Raw genomic sequence first — 26941 nt, forward strand, 5'->3', positions numbered from 1 at the left:
TATTCAATTCTAATCTTGAATTCCTGTATCATTTTAGGCATAATTTTAAGAATTTACCCTTAAAATGGACTTTTAACAGGAAACGATGATTTTTCTAAATAGTTTTATTTTTAGAAGAATGGATTGTGAAGGTTGCGGAAGGAGATTGGAAGTGAAAAGCATAAAGTCCTATAAAACCGAATTATACTCTCTTAAAAGCAGATTCTGGCCATCAAAAGGCAAGCGGCATTTCCTCCGAAACCAGCGGCATTGATTAGAACTCGGCTGGGGAAAGAAAACATGTCAGAAGGGAGAGAGAAAGAAGAAGGATAAGGCAAAGAAGTAGCGCCCGAGTTCTCCAAGAGGTAATAAGCCAGCTCAGCCGACAATGCTCCGGAAGCTCCCAGGGTATGCCCAATCAGATTTTTGTTCGTGTAGAGAGAAGGCACCGGAGAAAGGTCAAATACATGCTGGATCGCTTGTAGTTCCGCGGCATCCCCGGCTTTGGTGCCCGGGGCATGTACCACAATGGCATCAATGTCAGAAGCGGGAAGTTTGGCCTGAGACAACGCATCGCGCATAGCTAGTTGAAAGTGACCGCCTTCTTTGGAGATACCGGTTTTGGAGGGACTTCGCTCATAGCCCATGCCCACTGCTTCTACTACTATAGTCTCTTTTAAACCAAGTTGTTCTATTTCTGCCCGAGTCATTCTTTCCAGCGCGAAAACGGCGGCCCCTTCCCCCAGAACGAAGGTGTTGCTCTCTTGATTCAGTGGTCGGCAAGGAGTATCATTAACGGCATGTTTAGAATAAATGCCGATGGATTTCATCTGGGCGATGGTGAAGAGTGTGAGCGGGGCCTCGGTGCCGCCCACCAGAAAACGCTTCGCCATGCCCGCCTTCAGCCAGGCCACGCCGTTGGCGAAGGCTTGCAGGGCGGTGCTGCACGTCACTGAGTGGCTGATGAGCGGCCCGGTGGCTTGCAGATCGTTGGCCACCCAGCTGGCCACGTTCCCCAGCGTGGTGCTGGGCGAGACGCTAGGCGAAAGTCGTTTTTCGGGGTTTTTCAGAAAATCGGCATAAAACTGCTCAAATAATCCGGTCGCTCCCCGGGAGGACCCGATGTTGATTCCCAGCGGAGTTTCGTTTTCTCCAGTCCAGCCGGCTTGTTGGACTGCTTGCCGAGCCGCCAGAATAGCCAGTTGAACAGATCGGTCTAGGGTAGTGTAGGTGGGGTTTTCCTGCAACAGCATTTGCAGAAGTGCCTCGGCGGAAGGGGAGAGCGGCGCCACCGGCGTATCCGTCCCCAAGGCAGGCAATGTAGAGAAGGCGGTTTTGCCCGAAAAATAGGAAGCACGGACTTCCTGGGGGGTTCCCCCCAAGCCCGATACCGATCCTATTCCCCGGATGACAATCCACTCCTGCTCTTTTCCGCTGTTCATCTGTTTTCTGGGTGTTTTCCCAAAATTAAGCTTGAAACTCCTGTCCTACCAAAAGGCGCATCTGTTCAATCACCCCATACACCCGCTCCAGTTGCGCTGCACTGATGCAGTACGGCGGCAACACGTACACAATATTGCCCAAAGGACGCAGCAAAACTCCGTTCTCCAGGGCTAAGTTGTACAGTTGGTCTCTGAGCGAATGGAAATAGGTGGTATGGCCCACCTCAAACTCAATGGCCAGAATGGTTCCGGTTTGCCGGATCTGCTTAATCCCGCTTTTTCCCGAAAGGCTTTGGGCAAAGGCTGCATGAGACGTGCTGATTCGCTCCAGGTCCTCCAAAAACGCATTTTTCTCCACCAGGTCCAGACTGGCCAATGCAGCGGCGCAGGCCACCGGATTGGCCGTGTAGGAGTGGCCGTGGAAAAGCGCCTTGGTTTTATCGTCGCTCAGAAAGGAGACATAGATGGCCTGGGAAGCGGTGGTTACGCCCAGGGCCATGGTGCCGCCGGTAATGCCTTTAGAGAAACACATCAGGTCGGGCTGTTGGGAGACATGGTCACAGGCGAACCGTTTGCCCGTTCTCCCGAAGCCGGTCATTACTTCATCCGCAATCACCAGAACTCCCTTGGAACGGCAAAGCGCCATCAGTTTATCCAGTACCTCCGGCGAGTACATGACCATGCCGGCGGTACCCAGTACCAGCGGCTCAAAGATGAAGGCGGCCATGTCGTCCTGCTGAAGCAGTTTTTCCAGTTGTGCGATGGTCTGTTCTTCGTGGCCGGGCACCGGAACGGGCAGAAACTCCACGTCAAACAAATACTGCTGAAAGGGACGCGTGAAAATGGACCGCTCGCTCACCGACATCGCCCCGAAGGTATCGCCGTGGTAGCTGCCTTCAAACGCGATGATCTTGGTTCTGGGAACGCCTTGGTTGTACCAGTACTGGAGGGCCATTTTCAGGGCCACCTCCACCGCCGTAGAACCGTTGTCGGTGTAGAACACCTTGGCTTGGTTCTGCGGCAACAAGGCAAGTAAGCGCTCCGAGAGCTCCACCGCCGGGGCATGGGTGAACCCCGCGAAAATAACGTGTTCCAGCGTCTTCAACTGCTGGCTTACCCGCTCCGCGATGTGCGGATGCGCGTGCCCGTGAATGTTCACCCACCAGGAAGACACCGCGTCAATGTATTCCCGACCGTCCTCGGCATAAAGGACCGCACCTTCGCCCCGCATAATCCCGATGGGCGGGGGAGCGGTTTGCATCTGGGTGTAAGGGTGCCAGTTGACCTGTTGGTCGCGGGCGGAAAGGCTATTGTTCATGGGTTGCAAAGTAATTTCGGTAGCGTTGGGCGTAGCCCGAGATGGTAGATTGGTCAAACCGTTCTTCCTGACCGATGGCCGGGAAAGGCGTCAGTTGCGTGTACCGCAGGATGAATTCCTCTGAGGAAGCATTCGGTTCTCCGTTGAAGATAATGCCCGCGATGCGGATGTTCCGGCTCCTGAGCACCTCCACGGCCATTAAGGTATGGTTGATGCTGCCCAGGTAGTTCCGGGAGACCAGCACCACTTCCAGGTTCAGTTTCTGGATCAGGTCCAGCACCAGTTCCTGGTTGTTCAGCGGCACCATCACGCCACCGGCTCCCTCTACAATGAGGTGGTTTTGAGTGGAGGGCAGCTGCACTTCGCTCAAGGATAATTCAATCCCTTCCGCAGCGGCGGCGGTATGCGGTGAAGCGGGCATCTGGAGGCGATACGCCTCCGGGTGGAAAACCGTGGAGGAGTTGGAAACAAGGCTCCGGACGGTGTGGGTGTCTGAGTCTTCCAGGTTACCGGCTTGGACAGGTTTCCAGTAGTCGGCCTGCAAAGCCTCGGTGAGCACCGCCGAGGCGATGGTTTTGCCTACATCCGTGCCTATGCCGGTAACGAAATATCTTTTGGGGTGTGCTGGAAAAGCAGGTTGCATAATTCTTGTACTTGCGTGGGTGTGTTGTAGGCGTGAAGCACCAGGCGGAGGCGCTCTTTGCCCGCGGGCACGGTAGGGCTGAACACCGGCCGCACGTCAAAGCCGGCGGCTTGCAGCTCTTGCGCCAATCGCCGCAAAGCCACCGGATGCGCCAGTTGCCAGGCCTGGATGGGACTTCCGTTTTGGGCCTCTTTTGGGGAAACGGAGCCCGAAACAGGAAAGCCTGCGGTGAGTTCTCCGTAATAGCGCGCGAGCTCCTGAACCCGGTTCCGTTCTCCCGATAGGGTGGGAAGTAAAGTGTAAGCCTGTCTGATGGCGGTCAGCGAAGCCAGCGGCAATGCGGTGGTGTAAATGAACGGCCGACTGAAATTGAGCAGGAACTGCTGCAACTCCTGCGGGCCAACCACAGCCGCCCCATGGCAGCCGATCGCTTTCCCGAAGGTCATGACGCGGGCAAAAACCTGCTGCTCCAGCTTCAACGCCGAAACCAAGCCCTCGCCGCGTTCTCCATACAATCCGTTGGAATGGGCCTCGTCCACCACCAGATACAACCCTTGCTCCCGGCAGAGGTCCACCAATTCCGGCAACGGAGCGAAATCCCCGTCCATGGAATACAAGGACTCCACGGCCACGTACACATCGCCTTGGGCGCGTTTCAGCTTGTTCCGGAGGTCTTCCACATCGTTGTGCCGAAAAGGGAAGCTTTGCGCGAAACTAAGCCGAATTCCTTCCTTCATGGACGCGTGGCTGGCCTCGTCATAGAAAATGGTGTCGCCGCGCTGGGGCACCGCCGAGAAGAAGCCGCAGTTGGCCGCGTACCCAGAATTGAACAGCAAGGCAGCCTCAGCTCCATGAAACTGGGCCAGTTCTTCTTCCAGTTCCTGGGCATACCGTGAATTACCGCTTAACAGCCGGGAGCCGGTGGCGCCGTGGGCGGGTTGATTCCCCAGTTCTGCGGCAATCCGGTGGGCCAGCACTTCTGAGGCGGCCAGACCCAGGTAATCGTTGGAGCTGAAGTCCACCAAACCGGGGGCCGGCGACGTCAACTGGCGCAGGGTGCCTTTCTGGGTTCTGCTCTCCAGTTGACGTAATAGGCGGTCCGGAACGTTCATGCTTGGGGTTATTCAGCGGAAACAGCTGCTTCGGCGGGAACAGAAACGGTGCCTCCGCAGGAAGTCTCGGCCTTGAACGATTTGCGCGGGTTCAGGCCCAGCAACTCAAACATGGCTTTGTCATCGGCGAAGCCGGGGTTAGGCGTGGTAAGCAGTTTGTCACCGGAGAAGATGGAGTTAGCACCCGCTAAGAAGCAAAGCGCCTGCTCACTTACCGGCATTTCTTGTCTACCAGCCGATAAACGCACCATGGTTTTAGGCATGAGAATACGGGCGGTGGCAATCATGCGCACCATTTCCCACACGCTCACGCGCGGCTGGTCGGCCAAAGGCGTTCCTTCAACTGGTACCAGTGCGTTCACCGGCACGCTTTCAGGGTGCTCTTTTAGGTTGCTGAGCACGTGCAGCATGGCAATGCGGTCGTCATCTGTCTCGCCCAGGCCAATGATGCCGCCGCTGCATACCGAGATACCGGCTTTGCGCACGTTCTCGATGGTGCCCAGGCGGTCGCCGTAGGTGCGGGTGGTGATGATGTTGCTGTAGTTTTCCTCGGAGGTGTCCAGGTTGTGGTTGTAGGCGTATAAGCCGGCTTGCTTGAGGCGCTCGGCCTGGTACTCGTTCACCATGCCCAGGGTGCAGCACACTTCCAGGCCCATCTCGTTCACGCCTTCCACCATTTCCAGCACGCGGTCAAAGTCGCGGTTGTCGCGCACCTCGCGCCAGGCGGCACCCATGCAGAAACGGGTGGAGCCGCCTTCTTTGGCCTGGCGGGCCGCATCCAGCACCACGTCATTGCTGAGGAGTTTGTGAACGGGAACGTCGGTGTGGTACCGGGCCGCCTGCGGACAGTAGGCGCAGTCCTCGGGGCAGCCACCGGTTTTTACACTCAGCAGCGTGCAGACCTGCACTTCGCCGGTGGCCTGGAATTGTTGGTGTACCTGGCTGGCCTCCACGATGAGTTCCAACACGGGTTTATAATAGATGGCGCGAATTTCATCCATGGTCCAATCCGTGCGGAGTGGGGCGGTGTTCAGGGCGTCCGTCATAGTCTAAAAAGTCTGGTTTAGACGGCTAAAGTACGCTGGAAAAAGCAATGAGAGAAATTTTTTAGGTGAGAAGCTAACCCTTGTTAGGCTGTTTTTTGTCTCTTTCTGAAAATCAGGTGCATAAAGAGGAGGGATGCGAGTAGATTGCTTTTCTTTCAGGAAGGAATCCTTGCGATTTTGATCTAGAAGCGGGGTTAGGTGGTATTGGCGTAGACGCTCGCAGGACCTTCGGACGCTGCGACGTCCTGCGAGTCAGCTGTATTGGGTTTCTAGCGAAGGATGAGGTCTACTTTTCGCGCTAACAGCAATTTCCCTTTCACTCGCCGCAATGGCTTTCAATGGCGTGGATTTACTTCCGTGGCTCTCGCTCTATTACAAGTCTCAGCTGCTTGATCTGTTTTGAGCCTCTTTTTAAGAAACTAGGCTGGAAACACGATTAGATTGTAAATAGATTTTAAAGCGATTTGATGAGACTTCTAAAGAGATTGGCCTTCTATGGCGCGGAAGTTACTTCCGTGACTTACAGCAATGGAGAGGCGCGGAAGTAACTTCCGCGCCATAGAAAGCAATAGTAGCCATTGTAAGGAAAGAAAGCGGGCTTGCTAAGCTGAAGTTAACGTAAATCAAAGCTCTTTGCCTGAATCGCTTCTTCGTTTTGGGCCTGTTATTTAGAAATGAGGCTGTAAACAGAAATGTTGACAGCCTTTGTCATTGAAAACGACAATAAGCTATTTACCACAGACTTCTGATAACTTGTAACTGATAACTAAAAACTGACAACTGAAAACTGACTACTGATAACTAGCTACTATTTCTTGTCAGCGATGACCTGGCCGTTGCGGTATTCTACTTTCTTAGTGGCTTTGCCGTTCTCGTCGAAGTAGGTCCAGGTGCCGGTTTCGCGGTTGTTGCGGAAGGTGCCGGCCATTTCGGTTTTGCCGTTCTCGTAGAGTTGCTTGAAGGTGCCGTACCGAAGGCCGTCTTTGTAGAGGGTCTCAGATTTTACGTTTCCGGAGGGGAAGTAGGTGATTAAGGTGCTCACGATTTTGCCGTTCAGGTACGTGGCTTTGGATTCTATTTGGCCGTTGTCATGGTAGGTGAGGCGTTCGCCGTTGATCTTGCCGTTCTTGTAGGGCTCGGTGGTTTTGGGCTTTTTGTTTTCGTGGAATTCCTGCCAGGTGCCTACGCGTTTGTTGTCCTTGAATTCTTCCTGGGCCGCGGTGGCGCCGGAAGGGTAGAAGCGGGTGATCTTGCGGTCGCGCTCGTTGTTGCTGTAGCGGATTTCCTGTTGTAGTTTTCCGTTCTCATCAAACGACTGGGCCAGCCCTACGCGGATTCCCTTGCTGTAGGTGAGCGTGCTGCGGCGCTGGCCGTTTTCATAATAGGAGACGGACGGGCCATCGGGCTTGCCCGCCAAAACGCTGCCCTCGGTCATGAGTTTGCCTGAGCGGTAGTAGGTTTTCAGTTTGGCCGGTTTGGTGGGGCCTTCGCTGATGGTTTCGGTTTCCAGTTGGCCGTTGTCATAGAAAGTTTTGTAGCCGCCCTGAATCATGCCGTTGCGGTAATTGGCCTCTGACTCTTTTTCGCCGTTTGGGTGAAACGTGCGCGAAACGCCACTCTGCGCCTTGCGGGCGTAGGTAATCTCCGACTTCAACTTGCCGGAGGGAAAATATTCTTTAACCGAACCTTCGGGGAAACCATCCACAAACGTGGCTTCCTGTTTCAATTGGCCGTTTTCATGGTTGCTTCTGAAGGGGCCGTTCTGCAGATCGTTCACGTACTGACCTTCCTGCAGCTTATGGCCGTTGGCGTAGACCGCCGAAAAAGGGCCGTTCTTTTTGCCTTCTTTGTACGGGACCGTCAGTTTGGGTTTGCCGTCCAGAAAAAACTCGGTGTAGAGACTGTCGCGTTTGCCGTCCACCACTTTCACCAGCGCCTCCAGCTGTCCGGTGGGGTAGTACTTGCGGTAATAACCGTGCATGACGGAATCTGCCGCGGCTTTGATGTAATACACCTCTTTGACCGCCGATTGCAGGGAGTCATGGTAGGTAACCACCCGCACCTGGGCTTGGGATTTTAACTGGAAACCCAGGGAAAGGAACAAAAAAGCAAAGAGAAACAGAATCCTTTTCATGGATGCAAAACAATAAAAAAAGCCTTACTTCTAACGTAAGGCTTTTTGAAATTAGTATAGTTCAATACGGATTACATGCGCTCCAGCACAATGGCCGAGGCCCCACCGCCGCCGTTGCAGATGCCGGTCACGCCAATTTTGCCGTTGTTCTTGTGCAGCACGTTGATAAGGGTGGTGACAATACGTGCCCCGGAGGCTCCCAGCGGGTGACCCAAGGAAACCGCGCCGCCGTACACGTTCACGTTGCCGCCTTCCAGGCCCAGCTTCTGGTTGTTGGCCAGGGAAACCACCGAGAACGCCTCGTTGATCTCGTAGAAGTCTACTTCTTCCGGAGACACGCCCGACACTTTCAGGGCCTTGGGAATGGCCAGGGCAGGGGTGGTGGTGAACCATTTCGGCTCCTGCTCGGCATCGGCGAAACCCAGGATTTTGGCTATGGGTTTGAGGCCCAGTTCCTCAGCCTTCTCTCTGCTCATGAGCAACAGGGCGGCGGCTCCGTCATTCAGAGTAGAGGCGTTGGCGGCCGTCACGGTGCCTTCTTTCTCGAAAACAGGCCGTAAACCCGGAATCTTCTCGAAGTTCACTTTGCTGTATTCCTCGTCTTCGGTGATGAAGAGGGAGTCTTTGCCGCGCTGCGGAATCTCCACGGGCACGATCTCGTCTTTCAGGAAACCGGCTTTGGCCGCCTCGGCGGATTTGCGGTACGAGTTGATGGCGTATTCGTCCTGCATCTCGCGGGTGATGCCCAGTTCGCGGGCGGTGTTTTCGGCGGCGCTGCCCATGTGGTAGTCGTTGTAGACATCCCATAGGCCGTCTTTCACCAGACCGTCAATCATCTGTCCGTGGCCCATCTTCGCCCCGAAACGGGCTTTGTCCAGGTAATAGGGCACGTTGGACATGCTTTCCATACCGCCCGCCACGATGATGTCTTTGTGCCCCAGCATGATGGCCTGCGAGGCGAACATGATGGCTTTGGAGCCCGAGGCGCACACTTTGTTGATGGTGGTACATTCCACTTCATAGCCTAATCCGGCCCCGATCGCCGCCTGCCGCGCGGGCGCCTGCCCTACGTTCGCGGACAGCACGTTGCCCATGATTACTTCCTGCACCAGGCTCTTGTCCACCCCGGCTTTCTCCAACGCGCCTTTGATGGCGATAGCCCCCAGTTGCGGCGCGGTCAGGCTGGCCAAAGCGCCGCCAAAGCTACCGATGGGCGTACGAACCGCCGAGATGACGTAAACTTCTTTTATGCTATTGCTGCTTGTGCTTTCCATTGAATATCAATACGTATGGTCTAAATGAAAATCCAAAAATGAGGCAAAATAGAATCCTGATCCAGCTCTCCACATCCTGCCTATCAACAGTATCTTCTATGTTATCGGTTTGAAATTAGCGCATGTTTATTTAAAAACCAAACGCTTGTTAGGCGGCTTTGGTTCTTAAATTCTTTTGAACCTTACCTGAGTGCTTTATGATCTTACTACCAATCTGGCGGGCCCATCCGCAGTAAGTCAGTCAAAGCTGTTTTAAGCGTGTTTTGGCTAAAATGCCCCATAAACAGGTTTTCGCTACTGATGTCTCCAAAGGGCAGTACGTCATTTTCCTAATTTCTTCCTGGTTCCAGCTGATGGCGAGGCTGTATCCCGGAACGTCTGCTCGTACACTCCAATCGTAGATGCTTCTGAATGTCCTTGTGACTCCTGAATACCTATCAACTTTTGCATTGGACACTATAGCTGGCATTGAACTGTTTTGGCGCCATTTTCCTGAAAACGGCACCAAAACGGGAGGCAACTTACCAGTCGGGGGCGTTTTTGTCTGCTTTGGAAGTTTTTCTGCGCGGTACCTGTTGCAGGTACTGAGCTTCTTCCTGCCGCATGGCGTCCAGCAACTGGCGGGCTTTTTCTGGACTGAGCTGTAACTTCTGGAGGCGTTCGTAGCGGGTTTGGAGCAGCGCATCTTCCTCCTGACCAGGTACGTTGCTGCCTTTGTTTCCGCCGCCTCCGCCGCTGTTTTGGCTTCCCTGGTTGCTGAGTCCCTGAGTGGAACCCGGCGAGTTCCCAAAGTTCTGCCGCTGGTTTTGGGTGCCTGGTGCTCCCTGAGGGCTATTTTCCCCGCCGGAATTGGCATTACTGCCGCCGCCAGCGGGAGCGTTCCCGTTGGTGCTCGCCGATGCGGAACCGCCCCCTGCCTCAGGCTGTTTGGAGCCGCCGGGACCATTCTGCGCGGTTTTATTGGGCGGTATGCGCTGATTTTGCCGCTTCTCTGGGTGCAGCAGCAGGTACTTCTGTAGCAACTCAAAATTGTAACGTGCCGCTCGGTTCGATTCATCGGCTTTGATGGCCTGTTTGCAGAAATCAATGGCTTTGGTAAAATTCCCTTCCTCGGCCTCAATCACCGCTAACTGCGTGGACACCGAGGAGAGGAGTTCCCGATCAGTGGTTTTCAGCAAGGAGCGGTACAGAGGCGAGGCCTGGGAATACTCGTGCAGGTGGAAGTAGGAGTGGGCCAGATTCAGCACCACTGAGGCATGCGGTTTGCCGCCTTCAGTTTGGCGGACTTTTTCATACAGCGCCGCCGATTGCTGGTATTCTTTCCGTTTATAGGCTTCCTCGGCCTGCTGGGTATATTGGTTCCGGAGCGCAATGCGCTGGAGACTCTCCAGCGGGGAGGAGGCGAGTAAAAGCAAAAACCACCAGTATCTCATATTTTAAGCACTTGTATGGTCCATAACACATCTAAGGCAATGAGCAGGAGGGCGGCCAGCAGCGGGTACAGGTATTTGTTAGCGGCCACTTCCACCACTTTGGTTTGGCGCAATTCACTCTTTACTGAGTTCACCGCGCTCAGCAGGCGGGGCGTCTCACTGATCTGCTGGTTTATCTCAAAGTAGTTGCCTTTGGTGCGCTGCGCGATCTCTTTCAAGGCATCGGCCTCCAGTTTGGTCACCACAACTTCGCCTTTGCTGTCTTTCTTATAACTGCGGCCTTCGGGAATCCTACCTCCGGTGTACGTCCCGATGCCCACGCTGTACACCCGCACGCCCTGGTTCAGCAGCGCGTTCACTGCTCCCTGCACGTTTTCGCCGAAGGTTTCGCCGTCAGAGAAGATCACCAGTATTTTGGAGCGTTCCAGTTCGCGGCTGGTCTCGGTTTCCTTGAATTTCTGCTGCGCCAGTTCCAGCACCGGCCCCAGTTGGGCCGCTTCCGGTGGCGCCAACGTGGTTTTCAAAGACTGTACAAAGAGTTCTAACGCACTTTGGTCATAGGTGAGCGGACTTACCACAAACGCTTCTGATGAGAACCCGATCAATCCTACCCGGTCGGCGTTGGAGTTCCGGATGAATTCCTGGAGCTCCAGCTTCACTTTCTCTAAGCGGGAGGGGGGCACGTCCTGGGCTTTCATGGACTGGGACAGATCAACCGCCACGTATACATCTTTGCCGTTGGTGCGAATCTCTTTCGTCATCGCCCCGAAGGAAGGGCCCAATAAGGCGACCACCAGCAGGCCCATGTATGTACTCCGCACGATGGCTTTGATCCAGATGGCGTTCGCTCGCTGGGAAAACTGCTGCGCCAGACGTTTTATCCTGAACAGATAGCCGCCATAGAGCACCCCAAACAGGAGGAAGAAAAAAAACTCAATGGACGTAAAGGGCAGGTACCAGGTCATGCGGGAACGTAAAAAGCATTGAATGCCGCGGCAAGTTATAAAGAAAGTACTTAATGTAGTGGTGGCCCTTTCACGCGAGGAGGGAGTGAAAAAGTGGTTGCCTGGCTTTAAAACGCGAGGAGGTAAATTAAATTTCAAAAATAATTGCGTGCCTAAGCTGTTGTCATAGAAGCAAATGGTGCGATTGGAGGCTTAGGCGGGGAAATTTTTTTACCCGCAGCTTTGGTAATCTCATTTTAGTTCGGCTATATTTGCACACTCTTCAACAGAAAGGGATGCCCGGAGAGATGGGTGAGTGGCTGAAACCAGCAGTTTGCTAAACTGCCGTACCTCTAAAGGGTACCGGGGGTTCGAATCCCCCTCTCTCCGCGAAGTTTTTTTGAAAATAAATTTTGAAAAGAAAACTTCATTTAATATCTTTGCACCGCGATTACGGAGAACGAAAGTTTGAGAAGTTGGTAACTTTGTAATTGCAGGACTCGGGGTGTAGCGTAGCCCGGTATCGCGCCACATTTGGGATGTGGAGGTCGTAGGTTCGAATCCTGCCACCCCGACGAAAAAAGATGAGTAATGTTGGATGACTACAAAGACATTCTCCATTACTCATTTTTGTTTCGATGGTCTCGTAGCTCAGCTGGATAGAGCAACTGCCTTCTAAGCAGTAGGTCTTTGGTTCGAATCCAAACGGGATCACAGTACACCGGGATAGCCCCTAGATGACTTCGGTTTCTAGGGGCTTTTTCATGCCTATACAACTCATAATCGCAGTTTCTACCCACTATCGGCCCAATTTACAGCAGGTTCAAATAGGGTGAAATTCCGTCCCCAATACCGTCCCCTTAATTTCTTTACCTGTTTGTTTAGCTACCTAACTGATACTCAGTAGGTGCTTGGTTCGATTCCAAGTGGGCCCACGTAAATACTCTTCCATTAACGGTTCCTTTACTCCCGCCTAGAATACATTAATGCCGTGTAGTCATTAGTGAACAAAGTACCTCGTGTCTGGAGCACGATTTACCAATCCACTGCTTTCTGACAACAGATGATAATATTCAGGTAACAATCAATTGCCTTCTTTGTGAATATGTTAGGTTAAAGGCAGATCCATGCAACCGCTATTCATAAGCTTCCTCCGTATTCTTTTTTCACCTTCAGCTAAGAGAATTGTTGTAAAAGCAGCTGTTTTCTTCAGCAACCTCATGTTACTGAGTTCATCTGTAGGGGCGCAGGCATCTGCCTCTAGGTTAGAGCAGGCAAAGTGGTTGGCCCAACATCATCCAGACTCCGCTTTCAGGCTTCTCAGAAACGTACTGCAGGAGGCAGTTCAGCAGAAAGACAGAGAAAAGGAAGGTTTGTGCTTGCAGCAGATGGGGCAGATCTTTTACCACCAGGGCCGTTACTCCCAGGCTCTGGACCATCATCTGCAAGCCGACAAGATCTTCAGAGAGGAGCAATTACCGGATCTACTAGCCCATAATCTCAATGAGATGGGCACTTTGCACTACTACAACAAGCAAGATGAGGTAGCGCTGAAAGAACATCGAGAAGCCCTAGGCATTTTCCGGAAGACCCGAGACCAAAAAGGGACCGCCTTCACCTATGGCAACCTTGGGCACTTCTATGAAAAGCGCCAGGTACATGATAGCGCTTTTCATTACCAACGGCTAGCATTGGGGCTGTACAAGCAGATTCAGGACAGCGGAGGCATCGCCAAGATTTACGAGAACCTGGGCAGCATCTTCGAGGATTTGATCCAGTACGACTCAGCCCAGTACTACTTCCGGCAATCGCTTTCCATCAATCAGCGACAGAACGACCAACTCGCCCAATTGGAAGTGCTCAATAACATAGGCGATGTGTTACGGAAAACCGGAGAATACCGAAGGGGCTTGGCTTACTCTTGGCAGGCGGTACGGCTGGCGAAAAAGCTGGGTGAACTGTACCAACTGAGTAGCGGCTACCGTGATCTGGCCAAAGCCTACCACTCCCTGCAACAGAATGACAGTGCTTTCATTTACATGGAGGAAAACCGGGATGCCTTGCTGAAGATCTACTCAGAAGAGAACAACAAACAAGCCGCGCTGCTCAGTACCCTTTATGAGATAGAGAAGAAGAACAACGCCATCGCGCAGCTGCAGAATGCCCGCCAGAGGAACGTGTTGCTGAGCATAGGAGCAGGCATCATCCTGGTGCTGCTGTTCTCCCTGGGAGCGGTGGCCCTCAGCAGGCAGAAGCTCAAGCTGAGAAACGAGCAGGCTCTGCGGGAGCAGAACGAGCAAATGTACCAGACGCAGAAAGAGCTGATGGGAACGGAGCTGAAGAACAAGCTGCTTCAGGAGCAATTTCTGAAAACTGAGCTGGAAACGAAAGGCAAGGAACTCTCCAGCCACACCTTACACGTGATACAGAAAAGCCAACTGCTGGAACAGCTACGGAACCGGTTGCAGGAACTGGTGAAGGAAGACAAGCGTGACCAGAAAAAGCAGCTCAAGCAATTGCTGTCGCTCATTCAGCAGAACTTCAGCCAGGACAAATACTGGGAAGACTTCCGAGGAATCTTTGAGCAGGTGCATGAGTCTTTCTTCCAGAACCTGAAACAGCGTTGCCCAGATTTGACCGCCGCTGACCTCCGGCTCGTGGCCCTGCTGAAAATGAACCTCACTTCTACTGAAATCTCCACCCTTTTGAACATTTCCCTGGACAGCCTGCGGGTATCCCGATACCGACTCCGCAAGAAACTGAACCTGCCCCAGGGCGAAAACCTGGTGGCGTTTATTCAGGGCTTACAGGAAATCCCCGCCCGATATGTTAAGGAGGAGTTGGTCTTATAAGTTTAAAAGGCAAAGTCCGTTTTAAGCCTCTTTTTCAGAAATCTGCCCTAAAACGGGAATAGCAAAACCTCCTAATGCTCCGGTAACAGGGGCATAACAATAACATAATGGCTGTTTGAAATGGGTGTTATAAGTTGATCTTCAGTGAGTTGATATTAACCTGTTACCGTTGTTGCCTTCTTGTTTACGCTGCTCAAGTGCCTGTTCACATTTTGTATACGCTCCTAAATTGATTCTACGCGGTTGAGCGCATCACCTTTACAGCGTCAATCAACCAACGCTATGAGGTATAAACTTTTACTCAGCTTTTGCTTTCTGGTCATAGGGCTTTCAGGAGCAGCCCAAGCGCAGCAAGCTATTTTAAGAGGCAAGATTACGGATGCCGTAAACCAGGAGCCGCTGGCGGGTGCCGCCGTAGAACTGGCGGGTACCAGCAACGGGGTGTCTACCGGGCTAAACGGGGAGTTCCGGCTATATGCGACTCCGGGCAGCTACACATTAAAAGTACACTACCTGGGCTACCAGGACACTACCTTTGCCGTGAGCGTGGCCGCCGGTGAAACGACTGTGCTACAATTCAGGTTAAGAAGCAGCTCTAACCACTTGAGCGATGTAGTGGTAACGGGGGCATTGCAGGGCCAGGCCCGGGCCTTGAACCAGCAGAAGAACGCCGATAACATCAAGAACATCGTAGCCGCTGACCAGATCGGTCGTTTCCCGGACCCAAACGCCGCCGAAGCTTTGCAGCGCGTGCCGGGTGTCAACATTGAGCGCGACCAGGGCGAAGGCCGTTACGTGCTGGTAAGAGGGCTGGCGCCGCAGTTCACCAACATCAACGTGAACGGCGAGCAGATTCCCTCGCCAGAAGCCGATGTGCGCTTCGTGGCGCTGGATGCCATCCCCTCAGACCAGCTGGCTTCTATGGAAATCTCCAAGTCCCTCACGCCCGACATGGACGGAGACGCGATTGGGGGTTCTGTGAACCTGATTACGCGCACCGCCCAAAGCGGACGTCCGCAAATCTCGGGCTTACTGGCGGGTGGTTACAACAACCTCATGGAAAAGCCCAACGTGAACGGGCAGTTGCAGTTCGGGCAGCGTTTTGGAGCCAATGAGAAACTGGGCTTCCTGATAAACGGCAATTACTACCAGAACAAGCTGGGCTCCGATAACTGGGAATATGCCCCGCAAGACAACGAACTGGAACTACGCAATTATGCGCTTACCCGTACCCGAACTGGCTTGAGCAGCACCCTGGATTACAAGTTTAATCCCAACCATGAAGTGTACGTGCGCGGCTTGTACTCCCGTTTTACGGACCGGGAATGGCGCCGCCGCTACGTGTTTGCGCCCGAAGATGAGGAAATAGAGAAACTCACCAAAGACCGTTTTGAAGAGCAGTCCATTCTCTCCGTGAACGCGGGCGCGAAGCACACCTTCAGCCGCTTCTTCCTGAACTATGAGGCGCAGTATTCTTACGGGGAGCAGGACACGCCGTATGACAACGAGGTAGGCTTTATCGCCGGGATGCCCGCCACCTTCAGCTTTCCAACACCTAAATACCCGCAAGTAGACGCCGAAGATTTCTCAGACAACACCCAGTACGAACTGGACGAAGCGGAGTTCGGGCACACCCTGGCCAAAGACCGTAACATCACCGCCAAGGTAGACCTGGGCATTCCGTACAAACTGGGCGACAACAGCGGTCTAATCAAATTTGGCGGCAAGATGCGCCGCAAGCGGAAGAGCTATGCCATCACCGCCAACAAATATGAGGGCAGAGGTGGCGTGCCTACGCTAGATGCCTTTGCCGGTTCTTCGGTGAAAGACTCTTTCCTGGGCGGCCGTTACAGCATGGGCAACCCACTTGATGTGACCAGCTTTATCAACTACTTCAACGCGAACCCGGCGCAGTTTGAGCTGAACGTAGAAGACAAGAACATCGATGAGGCCTTGGAAGCTTTTGAAGCCGAAGAAAATGTATACGCCGGTTACGGAATGGTGCGCCAACAGATAGGACCTTTGATGGTTCTGGCGGGTCTGCGGTATGAGAAGACCAACGTAAACTACGCTTCAAAAGATGTCCTCATCAACGCCGCCGGTGATCTGGAGGCCATCCGGCCGATAGAAGGTGAGTCTAGCTATGACTTCTTCTTGCCGCAACTGCACCTGAAATACGAGCTGAACAAATTCACCAACCTGCGGGCCGCCGCCACTTACAGCTACGCTCGCCCTAACTTTAGTGAACTGATTCCCTCGCAGGAAATCAACCGCGAAGATAACCAAGCGACGGTGGGAAACGCCAACCTGAAGCCCGTGAGCGCCTTTAACCTAGACGTACTGGCCGAGCGCTACTTCGGGACCGTAGGGGTGCTGTCTGGTGGGTTCTTCTACAAAAAGTTGGATGACTTCATCTACCGCAAAATGATCTTCGCCAGTCCGTACCCGTTGGTTGGTGAGCCCATCATAGACAGAATAAATATTGCGCAGTCGCAGAACGGGAACCAGGCCAACTTGACCGGTTTTGAGATAGCCTACCAGGGCAACCTTACTTTCCTGCCCGGCTTCCTGCGTAACTTCAGCTTGTACACCAACTACACCTACACCCACTCAGACGCGAAGATTCAGAGCCGCTCGGCCAGTAGCAGCAACCCCAATGCCACAGAAAGCCTGCGTTTGCCGGGTCAGGCTAAGAACGTAGGGAACATCTCCCTGAGCTACGAGGGCCAGAAATTCACCGCCCGTACGTCTATGAACTTCAACGGGGAATACCTGAGCGAGATTGGCGGCGTGGCCGAAGAAGACATTTATGTGAAGAACCGCGCGCAGTTAGACTTCAGCGCCAGCTATGCCGTGAATTCCCGCTTCCGGGTATTCACCGAGTTCATGAACCTCACCAACCAGCCGTTCGAGCGCTACATGGGCCACAAGAACCAGCTCATCCAGCGCGAGTTTTACTCCTGGTGGAGCCGCATAGGCGTGAAGTTCGATCTGTAAACCTAGCGCTGTTTTTTACTTAAAATCCGAAAAACACATGAAAAACATACAATTCTGGGCGCTCGCCGGGGCGTTCCTCTGCACCCTGTCGGGGTGTGATGACAAAGACGATAACGTGGTGACGCCGCTGATGGGCCTGGCGTATCCGCAGGTGATCCTGCTCTCTGATGAGGGCGACGGAGACCTGGAAGACGAAGACAAGTTCAGCTTCAAGATCACCCTGGGCGACCGGGTAGATCCCGCGGGCGAAGAACTGGGCGGCAAGGTAGTACCGCTGGAAAAAGATGTAACCGTCCAATTTCAGGTCACCGATACCAAAGGCTTCAGCAAGCTGTCTGATTACCTCAAAGACTGGACGGCCTTCTACGAGATAGATGACTGTACCACCTCAGAAGACCAGAACATTGACCTCAATCTCACCTTTGACCCCGCCACAGGCGTTGGTTCGGTACGCTTCCCGGCCGGAGTAGAAGAGATTGAATTAGAGTTTGAAACCGATGAGGATCTCTTTGACGATGACGTTTTCAATTCTGAAAGCAGAGGGTTGGTACTAAAGCTCATCGGACTCAATGCCAACGGCGAGAACGTGGCGGTGAATACGACCAATGTGTTTGAATACAAGGTACTGGATGATGAAGGCATTTATGGCGAATGGGAACTTGATGTAGAGGATGCTACCGAGTTCCAGAACTTCAAAAAACTGTTCGGGCTCATCAATGAAGGCATCCAAAATCTGCAAGCCGATGACGTGGATGAAATCACGATCTCCTTTGAGTACGGCGAGTGGAAAGCGGAAGTAAAGCTGAAAGAAACCGAAAGGGTAGAAGAGTGCGGCGAAGTAGAGGAAGAAAACAAGGTGATTGAACTAGAGGCCGAGTTTGAAGAAATGGATGATGATAAGCTGGAAGGTGACCTGGAGTTTGCCGAAAGCATAGAGCAGGCAGACGGTTCTGAGGTTGATTTCACCTATGCCGGTTCCTTCCAGGTGCAAGGCAAGCGCCTCACGCTTACCCTCAAAGGCGCGTATGATGACGCCCAAACCAGTACCATCACCCTGCACCTCAAAAAATGACACTCGGTCCGTTCAGGCTTACCGCCTGCAGACCTCAATTTCAATCTACTAAAATGTTCACATCATCCTATTTGAAAGAGGCTAGCTTAGTTTTCCTCTTAGCTGCCTGCTCCGCGCCCAAAGCAGAAACCATCAGTACGCCACCAGTAGAACAAAACACCACAGCCGGCAAAGTGGTGCAGGCGGCGGTGATCACGGATACAGTCCGGTTTGACTCTGATGATCCTGCCATCTGGGTAAACCCGAAGAATCCAGCAAAGAGCCTCATCATTGGCACTGATAAAGATGCCCAGGGCGGCTTGTATGTCTTTGACCTGGAGGGCAGGATTATCCCGGAAAAAACCGTCAAGAATCTGCAACGCCCCAACAACGTGGATGTGGAATACGGCCTCCTGCTAAACGGAAAACCCACGGATATTGCCGTCGCCACTGAGCGGATGACCCACAAACTGCGCATCTTCTCCGTGCCCGACATGAAGCCCATTGACAAAGGCGGTCTGGAGATGTTTGCGGGAGAAACCGCAGAAGGCTACCGTGACCTGATGGGGGTATCTCTGTACAAGAACAAAGCCGGGAGAGTCTATGCCATTGTAGGCCGCAAAGTTGGTCCGCAGGATGGTACGTATCTTTGGCAGTACCTGCTGGAAGATGACGGGACCGGCCACGTGAAAGCTACTCTGGTACGGAAATTTGGAGAGTACAGTGGCATAAAAGAGATTGAAGCCATTGCGGTAGATGATGCTCTGGGGTACGTCTATTATTCAGACGAAGGAATGGGCGTACGCCAATACTTTGCAGATCCGGAGAAGGGCAACAAACAGCTGTCCTTGTTCGCCACGAAAGACTTTACCCGCGACCACGAAGGAATCTCCATCTACGCGTTAACTGACAGCACTGGCTACATTCTGGTGTCTGACCAGGAGGCCAATCGGTTCATGGTGTTCACCCGCGAAGGCACCTCCTCTAACCCGTATGAACACCGCTTTATTAAAAGCGTGAACGTGTCTGCCATCAACAGTGACGGCTCTGAGACAGTAGCCGTACCGCTAGGAAAGAAGTTCAAGCACGGCTTGTTTGTAGCTATGAGCACAGACAAGACCTTCCATCTCTACCGCTGGGAAGATATTGCTGGTGAGAACTTAAAGATGATTCAATAGTAGCAATCTGAGGATCTTTCTTCGCCAAAAATCTTAATTGATAGACCTATAATCACACCTTAAAAGTGGCTCTTCTCTAATTAAAACTTTGAATAGAGTGATAGGCAGTAAAGGAGATACGCCGGAAGAGGAACTTGTTAAGGCAGGGAATAACGGGGAGGCGCACTGCACCTCCCCGTTATTCCCTGCCTTACGTAGTTTTTTTGAAATCACTCTGTTATTCTTGGGAAGGATAATCAGACCTTAACTTATATCTGTATTTCTCCATCCTGGCAGCTTAAGGCTTTCCAACGTTTTTACCTGCTTTTTCTGTAGACACAAGCTGGTAGTGCACTTCACTTGACTTACCTGTTCTTTGTGTATACGCCACAACTACTTGGGAATTATCAACCGGTAAAATCACCGGGTGCGTGGCACTGATGGTATTAGAAGTTAGGTGGGCATGTGACTGAACAGCGCCATCGGCGTTCCGTACCTGGAAACCGATCCAGGACCTCGGCTCACTGGTATTGTCTGCTCGCTCATCCCATACAATGGCGATCTTTCCGTTGCTGAGAGAGGTCATCTGTGGGTGCTTTGCCATAGGCTGCTGGCTGACGGTCTGGCGTAGCCCGAAAGGTTTGCCCTCCAGTTTCTGGGTATAGTAAACGCCGCTGCCTCCGCCCATGGTAAACCAGGCGAAATGCACGCTACCCTGCCCTGAAGCCATGGTGGGGCCGGTATGAGGGCAACCATTAATCACCCAGTTGTCGGCGCTGATCCGCTCGCGGGGGGAGAAGGACAGGCCGTTGTCAGCGGATACCAGGTGCACCATGTCCCTGATGGTGTCTTGGAGGATGGCTCGGTAGGCGGCGTGCAGACGTCCCTGTGAATCCACGAACAGATCGGTGCGGCAGCATTGGCACAGCTGTCGGTCGATGGCTTTTTCCGTGGTAAAGCCCTGCCGGCCCTGGGTAGTGGAGAAGTAGAGGGAAGATCCCTCTTGGGGCGTGTTTTTCCGGGAGTCCAGCCAAATGGCCGCTACCTCACCATTGGGCAGCAAAGCAATGTCAAAGTACCGTTCGTCAATGCTGTTGATGGTGTCCTGGGCGATTTGCCTGGGTTTGGTCCACTTTTTTCCCTGATCAAAAGACTGCGTGTAGAACACCAACCCGGAATAGCTGTTCTCTGGGTTTGGATTGGGCACCGCAAACATGGCCAGCATGTCTCCGTTCTTCTTGAACAGAAGTTTGGAGAGGTTCTCGTCATGCGGCTGAACTCCCCTTGATGTAGGAACGGCCTGGGCCGCGCCAAAGGTCTGACCACCGTCCTTGGAACGGGCGAACATCAACAGGTGGTTTTCACCGGCGGTGTCCTGCGCCTGAACCCAGCAAAGAACCGGGTTCCCTTTCTCGTCTTTTGTTAAAAACGGGCCGGAAGCGCGCAGACCCGGCGAGGAGACCTGGGATGCGGCTCCTTTTTCAGCTGCCTTCGGCTGGCAACCGTCCAGACAGGCGATTAGTATTAGATAATAGAAAGAAGTATAGATTCGAAGTTTCATCAGATATAGATTAAAGCCGATTGCCTCGGCTGTGATAACTTGTTTTGGGCCTGTTTTCCAGAAAACAGGCCCAAAACATCTATGACCGGGCAGCAAAACGATAGCCTACCCCGAAGTGGAAGGTGCAGGGTGCTCCCTTGCGGAAACTCTTCCCGAAAGCAGACTTCTCCACGGTGGTGGCGTACAGACGATCCGTGGCGTTGAGGGCGTTCACCCAGGCCTCAAACCCTTTTAGCGTATAGCCGACTCTTAGATTTAAGACGTCATAGCCCCGGTAGGTGTCAGTATTAGCTTGATCGGTGTAATAGGTGCCCAGGTGCTGCCATTCCAAGCCAAGCCGTAGGCCGGGCACGAAGGCAGGTTTGAAGGTGACCTCCGCATTTCCGATGAACCCGGGAGCCGTGGCCATCTCTTTGCCCGCAAAATCAACGCCTTTTTCCTGGTAGTCTATGAACCAGTGCTTGGCGTTGGTACCGCCCCAGCGTAGGGTCAAACTGCTCAAGGGAGAATAGGAAATGCTGTACTCTATGCCTCGGTGACGCGTTTGTCCGGCATTCTGGTTTTGGTAGGAGCCATCTGCCAGCCTCACCGAAATAATCTCATCCGTTCCATCCATGTGGTAGGCGCTTACATCCAGATACCCTCTCTGATGAGCGAAACTGAGCCAGCCGCCTACTTCATAGTTCCGGTACACCGATGGCCTGAGGGTAGGGACCTGCACTCCGCGGTAGAGCTCCGTAATCTGGGGCGGAGCAAACCCCACGCTGTAGTTGGCATACGTGCCGGCATTGTTGCTCAAGCCATAGGTCAGGCCCAGCTTAGGCGAGAGGTTGCGAAAGCCATTGTTTTCGTCTGGAGCACCGGTGAAGGCATTAGACGGAAGGTGGTTGTCGAAGCGATAGTCCAGGCGGTCATACCGAAGGGCTGCTACCAACTTGAGTCGTTTTAGCGGTGAAATTTCAAATTGAGTATAAAAGGCGGAATTCAGCAATTGTACATCGTAGTCTATGAGCAACGAATCTGAGGGCGTATACCCGGTGTAGACTCCCGTTTCGTCACGGTCCACGGAGATGAACTTGGCATTGTAGGTGGCAGGGCTGTAATCGGCGCTGAGGCCTATAGTGAGGTGAGCATCCAGGAAGGAGAGCGCAAGCCGCTGTTGGGCGTTAAGGCCGTAGCTGTGGAAAGCATCTTCGTTGATTTCGCCTTTCGCCTTGAGCGGATTACCGGCCACGTTGCTGATGGAATAGAAGGGATTCTGCCCGATGGAGCTGTGCCGGAAGAATCCGGTGAGTGCCGTACTGTTGGTGGAGTCCCACGTGTGTTCCAGGGTGCTGCGCAGGCGAAGGGCATTGACTTTCCGGTAACTGAACGTGTGCAGGCTGGCGTATTGCCTTCCATAGAAGCGCGTGCTGTCCAGGCCGCCGGTCTGGTCTGTCTGGTAATCCACGAGGGTGGCGGAGTTCGTCAGCTTGGTGCGGTCATTCATCCTATAGTCGGCTCTCAGCGTGAGTCCCAACTTATCGAAATCGCTGTGGTCCATGATTCCATCCCGCTGCCGGGCATAATAACCACCCACGTAAACCCCCAACTTCCCGATGGTGTTGGAGGCGCTAAACTCCGTGCGCCGGTAACCCCGGTTACTGGCTTCCACCTGCAGGGCGGCCGTGGGTATCTGAGAAGGGGATTGGGTGAGGAAGTTCACGGCGCCACCAATGGCTTCACTGCCGTACAGCGAGGAAGAGGGGCCCCTGATCACCTCTATGGTTTTTAGGGCGGCCATGTTGATTTCGATCAGCGCGTTGTGGTTAAAATCGCCGGAGGTGCGAATGGGGATGCCGTCTTCCAGATACAGGAACAGACTCCTGTACCCGATGGGCTGCCGGATGGCCATGGTGTGTTGCTCGTTGCCCAGGTTCACCATGTACACGCCGCTTACCTTGTTGAGCAGCTGGTCCAGGGAAACAGCTTTCGTGTCTACCATGACCTGCTTGGATATCGTACTGATAGCCACGGGAGCATCGGCGCGCATCTGCGCCTGTCTGCTGGCGGTTACCACTACTTGGTTGATGGCATTAGCCGCGGGCTGCATCAGAATCGTCATCGGCTGACGAGCCGTTGTCACCGCCAGGGGAACGTACCTCAGGTAAGTGACCGTTACGGAGTCTGCCGTTAAGGGAGGTAGGAAGGAGAAGCTGCCGTCCTGCTGGGTGCTGGTAGTCTGACTATGGCCCAAACGGACCGTAGCGCCAACCAGCGCCTCTTTTGTGATTGCGTCCAGTACTTTTCCCTGCACTTTTATTTGGGCATAGGAAAGCGGACCCGTCAGCATCCCCAAGAGGAGAAGGATACTGGAGTATCTTTTTTTCATCTGAATAAAGTATCGTTTAGAAAATACGCACGCGCCAAATGACCGGCCTACGATGCGGGATCAGCATTGCGGGCCGTACTTGGGGAGCCGGAAGTCTGAATCTAAACGATACGCTGGGGAGGGTGGAAAACAGAGCCTGGAGCTCCTCCGATGTACCTGGTGGGGACAAAGACGCAAAAGTCCTGCACCCCGTTCAGCAGATAAGCTTGGGCCGAGAACAGAGGTTGATAAAACAGGGGACTTTCTAACTTGTGTTTCTGGGTTTGGTTTCCAGAAGAGGGAACTTGGCCCTCAGCTGATTCCGCCAGCTTCATCTTTTTCACCAGGTAGCACCGGCCATTACATTTCAGCTCAGGCTTTGCCTTGTTCACGCACAGGAACTCCGCAATATAATTTCGGTTAGCCTGGAAATTAACGACAATGAAGAAACGGCTGAGCGACTGCGCTAGCATCACAATAAGAAGCGCTATGGTAAAGGCTCGTTTCAAAGGCGGTGATTTGACGCAAAGATAGACGAGGATGTTTTCTTTTAACAGTGAATGTTGCTTTGCTTCTACAGATTAGCATGTGTTTTCAAAAAAGAGCCTCAAAAAGCAGGGGAGATGGTTCATCTCTTCATTAGGCGAAGCTGACTAAATGAGGAAATTGTCTTCTCTTATTAAAATCGACTGGCTACGTTCTACTGTTACATTACTATAGATAGGTGTTGAAAAACCTTTACAAGGCTATGACTTAATTAGATTTTCGTTTATAGCCTGTTTTCCGGAAACTGCCCGATTTTGAGTATGAGCTTCAATCTGTGCCGTTGATCTTTACAGAAATTCTTGGAATGACTAACAAAGACAACTCCCGCCTAAGCAATAACAGGTCTTATTGCTTAGGCGGGAGTTGTCTTTGTTGGCCGCAGAATGAAACTGACTTGCCTGGTGCCAGTATTTCCGTTCTGCGGCGTGTTTACTTTCTTCTTAGTGGTTTCTTTACTTTTTCTGACGGTCGATAATCACTTCTGTTTCTTTGTTGGAAAGGTTGACTTCGTAACCACCTCGCTGCTTCGTTGCTTTTGTTTTTAAACTATAGGTAGCTCCTCCTTTTGCTTGGCTCGGTTGCTCAGTGGTGAGAAAAGCTGTCGGGGTAAAGGTGTCGGCTGCATCCAGGGTTATTTTCACCTGACCAGAAGCTGGATGGTAGGCTATCTTTTTCATCTTTCCGGCTTGTAAGGAAACCAACAATCCGGCAGGGGCAATAAACGCTGCTGATCTGCCAGCCGTCGTAGGCTGCACTTCCACCCATTTGTTTTTCTCGCTTACATTGCCGCCAAAAGTCACCCAACCGAAGTCAGGGTGTTGGGTTAAGTAAGTAGCTGAGTTAACCGCATAACCGAAGAAGCCTGGGCCGTAATCTCCGGAATAACTGTCATTGTGTAGGCTGGCTGGGTAGCTGTGGAAGGCGGCGGGGGCAAAACCCTCTTCGGTGATGTTAGACAGTGTTCCTAAAACGCCACCGTAGCCAACGCGTAGTAAATAGAAATTGTCCGGCTGCCGGCGGTACTCGGTCAGCACCGGGATGGCATTCAGGCCGGAGCCATAGTGGTGAATCATCCGCTCCACCCGCGGCAAACCTCCCGCATACAAGAAATCCCAGTAGCGTCTGGCGTTGCCGTTATACGCCCAGTGAGGCACGGTAGGCATGTAGGCCAGAATGGCGTTCAGGGTCACATCGGCTTTCTCCTCGTACCCGAAAAAGAGCGACCAGATATATACTTCCTCCTGACCGGTGGAGTCCCAGGGCATTTCGCTCCCGAAAGGGTAGGGAAGGGAAGCCCAGTGAATGGCCCGCTTTTTCATTTCGGCCTCCAGCAGACCGGCCATTTCACTCTTGCCCTCGGCTTTCAAATCCTTCAGGATCATGTAAAAAATGGTGCCTTCCATTTGCCCGAACTCCGCGTAATGCGGGGCCAGGCGAACCATGGCCATGGCTGTTTCATACGCGTTGCTGAGGTACCAGTTCCAGGATTGCGAAGTGACCAGTCCTTTGTGATGGCGGGCCAACCGGTACAGCACCCAATGCGCCGCTGCTACGTGAGGGTAGTTGTAGGATCGACCTAAGGAATAGGCTTCTTTCTTGGGCCACAAAGACCAGACCTTCAGATTGGCAGGAATCGTATAGGTCCCCGCGGGCAAAGAGTCAGGCGCGTAATAAAACAGGCTTTTGCGAACCCCGAATTTATTTGGACCTTCTGCCACCTGTATGCGGCCCCAAAGCGTTTCCTCCACAAACCGCTGGAGCTTGTCTATTTCTGACTTCTTAGGCAGTACAGATTGCTTCATGATGGCCCCCAACCAACTGCCGGCTCCGGCTTCATCGCTTAGACCAGCTATCCAGACCCTGTTATCCTCCAGCACCTGCTGCTTTTTCTCATTGTCGTAGCTTATGACAGAAGGGCTGCGGCCAAACCGATCGCCTTCTTTTTCAAACCATTGCTTCGTGGTCAGGAAGTTGCCAAAATCCGAAACAGTTTCTTGTTCGGGCTTGATCATCTTGTAATGTACTGTTTGTACTAAGCCATCTTCGTACTGAATGGTGACCCTAGCTCTTCCCCATTTCTGACCTTTAACGGCATAGGCTTTCCAGCCGCTTTTAGTAGAGGGAGCAGCGTTGATGACCAAGGCACCTTCCGGTTCCGTTTTGATGCTCCTGACCTTGCTTTTATAGTTGATAAACAGCTTGCCGTTCACGTCCTGGGGCAAAACATAGCCTGGGATGCCAACGGCAACAGGGCGATTGTTCTGCAGTAATTTCTTTTCAAGGTTCTGCGGAGTGCCTCCCAGCACAAAGCGAACGCCATAGCTTTTTGCTTCTCCCGGTTTCAGGGTAACAGACGTAGGCTGATTCCAGGGTTCTGCTTTCTGCCATTCATTTTCTGCATAGGCTTTGCTGTGCACCATCCATTCATGAAAACCTTCAAAGGCAATTCCTCTTGGCGTAGGATCATCATTCAAGGGATTATATGCCTCAAAAGGAGAATTCCCGTAGGGGAGAACCAGTAAGGAAGAATCTTTTCCGTGCAGACGGGTAACCTGTAAGTAGCCGGCATCCTGACCAATGTAGGGATCATACAAAACGCTCTGCGCATGGGCTTTTACCAGATCTTTCCCTTCCAGAATATTGTTGAAAATCATAGGGATGCCCAGGGCTCCTATTTCCACGGGTGTTGTGGTCCGGTTGGTCAGTTCAAACCGAAGCACCAGTTGCCCTTGCTCTACCTGCCAAAACCGTTTAATCGTGAGGGGTAGGTCAGCAGGCAAGGTATTGGCCAAATCAGCGGCGGCCAGAATAGTACCTTGTGCAGCTAAGGGTTGGACCGGCTTTCGCTGCGAAGCCGTTGAAAAGGACTTCCACGGACCTGATTGCCCCTGCCGGATTCGCAGGTTCAAATCTCCCAGGTGATACATGCCATTGCTGCCGCGCACTTTCAACCGATCGCCTGGGGTATAATCAAACGCTGGTTCAGATTTGGGATGCAACCCCGCTACGGTTTGGGAAGCTTTTACCAATTCCACCTGAAAAGAAGGCGTTTGAAAGGAAATGGTTCCCTGTTCAACATTCAACGTGGAGGGACGTTGGGCA

At 52.8% G+C, this 26941-nt stretch carries 17 protein-coding genes and 3 tRNA genes; 7 read left to right on the plus strand and 13 right to left on the minus strand.

Annotation, left to right across the window (positions count from 1 at the left end):
- Positions 1-191: 191 nt before the first annotated feature.
- The 9 genes from H7U12_RS21185 to H7U12_RS21225 form a co-directional block, all read right to left on the minus strand.
- Positions 192-1421, minus strand: coding sequence for a beta-ketoacyl synthase N-terminal-like domain-containing protein (locus tag H7U12_RS21185; RefSeq protein WP_186641924.1), 1230 nt, complete (start codon positions 1419-1421; stop codon positions 192-194).
- 25 nt (positions 1422-1446) lie between these two features.
- A complete protein-coding gene (bioA, locus tag H7U12_RS21190) occupies positions 1447-2739 on the minus strand; it encodes an adenosylmethionine--8-amino-7-oxononanoate transaminase (protein WP_186641925.1) in 1293 nt (430 codons plus the stop codon).
- The gene (gene bioD, locus H7U12_RS21195; protein ID WP_186641926.1) at positions 2729-3382 is read right to left on the minus strand and encodes a dethiobiotin synthase; all 654 of its coding nucleotides are present in this window, start codon (positions 3380-3382) and stop codon (positions 2729-2731) included. Before bioD ends, bioA begins: the two co-directional genes overlap by 11 nt.
- Positions 3331-4494, minus strand: coding sequence for an aminotransferase class I/II-fold pyridoxal phosphate-dependent enzyme (locus H7U12_RS21200; RefSeq protein ID WP_186641927.1), 1164 nt, complete (start codon positions 4492-4494; stop codon positions 3331-3333). The genes bioD and H7U12_RS21200 overlap by 52 nt, the downstream gene beginning before the upstream one ends.
- A gap of 8 nt (positions 4495-4502) precedes the next feature.
- Entirely contained in the window at positions 4503-5540 is a 1038-nt protein-coding gene (bioB, locus tag H7U12_RS21205) for a biotin synthase BioB (protein WP_186641928.1), read from the minus strand.
- A gap of 808 nt (positions 5541-6348) precedes the next feature.
- Entirely contained in the window at positions 6349-7674 is a 1326-nt protein-coding gene (locus H7U12_RS21210; RefSeq protein ID WP_186641929.1) for a toxin-antitoxin system YwqK family antitoxin, read from the minus strand.
- 71 nt (positions 7675-7745) lie between these two features.
- Positions 7746-8948, minus strand: a complete 1203-nt coding sequence (locus H7U12_RS21215; protein WP_186641930.1) for an acetyl-CoA C-acyltransferase — start codon at positions 8946-8948, stop codon at positions 7746-7748.
- A gap of 521 nt (positions 8949-9469) precedes the next feature.
- Positions 9470-10381 (minus strand): tetratricopeptide repeat protein, encoded by a 912-nt coding sequence (locus tag H7U12_RS21220; RefSeq protein ID WP_186641931.1) that lies wholly within the window; start codon positions 10379-10381, stop codon positions 9470-9472.
- Entirely contained in the window at positions 10378-11346 is a 969-nt protein-coding gene (locus H7U12_RS21225) for a VWA domain-containing protein (protein ID WP_186641932.1), read from the minus strand. Before H7U12_RS21225 ends, H7U12_RS21220 begins: the two co-directional genes overlap by 4 nt.
- 281 nt (positions 11347-11627) lie before the next feature.
- On the opposite strand from H7U12_RS21225, the gene H7U12_RS21230 reads away from it, so the two are divergent.
- The 7 genes from H7U12_RS21230 (at position 11628) to H7U12_RS21260 (ending at position 19403) form a co-directional block, all read left to right on the plus strand.
- Positions 11628-11715, plus strand: a tRNA-Ser gene (locus H7U12_RS21230).
- A gap of 111 nt (positions 11716-11826) precedes the next feature.
- A tRNA-Pro gene (locus H7U12_RS21235) sits at positions 11827-11900 on the plus strand.
- A 65-nt stretch (positions 11901-11965) separates the two neighbouring features.
- Positions 11966-12039, plus strand: a tRNA-Arg gene (locus tag H7U12_RS21240).
- Between the two features lie 506 nt (positions 12040-12545).
- Positions 12546-14177: a tetratricopeptide repeat protein gene (locus H7U12_RS21245; RefSeq protein ID WP_186641933.1), complete on the plus strand. Its 1632-nt coding sequence runs from the start codon at positions 12546-12548 to the stop codon at positions 14175-14177.
- A 282-nt stretch (positions 14178-14459) separates the two neighbouring features.
- Positions 14460-17174 (plus strand): TonB-dependent receptor, encoded by a 2715-nt coding sequence (locus H7U12_RS21250; RefSeq protein WP_186641934.1) that lies wholly within the window; start codon positions 14460-14462, stop codon positions 17172-17174.
- A gap of 37 nt (positions 17175-17211) precedes the next feature.
- Entirely contained in the window at positions 17212-18246 is a 1035-nt protein-coding gene (locus tag H7U12_RS21255; protein WP_186641935.1) for a hypothetical protein, read from the plus strand.
- 53 nt (positions 18247-18299) lie between these two features.
- The gene (locus H7U12_RS21260) at positions 18300-19403 is read left to right on the plus strand and encodes a phytase (protein WP_186641936.1); all 1104 of its coding nucleotides are present in this window, start codon (positions 18300-18302) and stop codon (positions 19401-19403) included.
- Positions 19404-19680: 277 nt separating this feature from the next.
- Here the strand turns inward: H7U12_RS21260 and H7U12_RS21265 are convergent, their stop codons facing one another.
- The 4 genes from H7U12_RS21265 to H7U12_RS21280 all read right to left on the minus strand — a co-directional run bounded on the left by H7U12_RS21265 (position 19681) and on the right by H7U12_RS21280 (position 26874).
- Positions 19681-20943 (minus strand): sialidase family protein, encoded by a 1263-nt coding sequence (locus tag H7U12_RS21265; RefSeq protein ID WP_186641937.1) that lies wholly within the window; start codon positions 20941-20943, stop codon positions 19681-19683.
- 79 nt (positions 20944-21022) lie between these two features.
- Positions 21023-23314: a TonB-dependent receptor gene (locus H7U12_RS21270; protein WP_186641938.1), complete on the minus strand. Its 2292-nt coding sequence runs from the start codon at positions 23312-23314 to the stop codon at positions 21023-21025.
- A 101-nt stretch (positions 23315-23415) separates the two neighbouring features.
- Positions 23416-23802: a hypothetical protein gene (locus H7U12_RS21275; RefSeq protein WP_186641939.1), complete on the minus strand. Its 387-nt coding sequence runs from the start codon at positions 23800-23802 to the stop codon at positions 23416-23418.
- Positions 23803-24291: 489 nt separating this feature from the next.
- Positions 24292-26874, minus strand: a complete 2583-nt coding sequence (locus tag H7U12_RS21280) for a DUF5695 domain-containing protein (protein ID WP_255897466.1) — start codon at positions 26872-26874, stop codon at positions 24292-24294.
- Positions 26875-26941: the final 67 nt, after the last annotated feature.

Origin of the sequence: Rufibacter sediminis, from assembly GCF_014269285.1 — a bacterium.
Classification (GTDB): Bacteria; Bacteroidota; Bacteroidia; order Cytophagales; family Hymenobacteraceae; genus Nibribacter; species Nibribacter sediminis.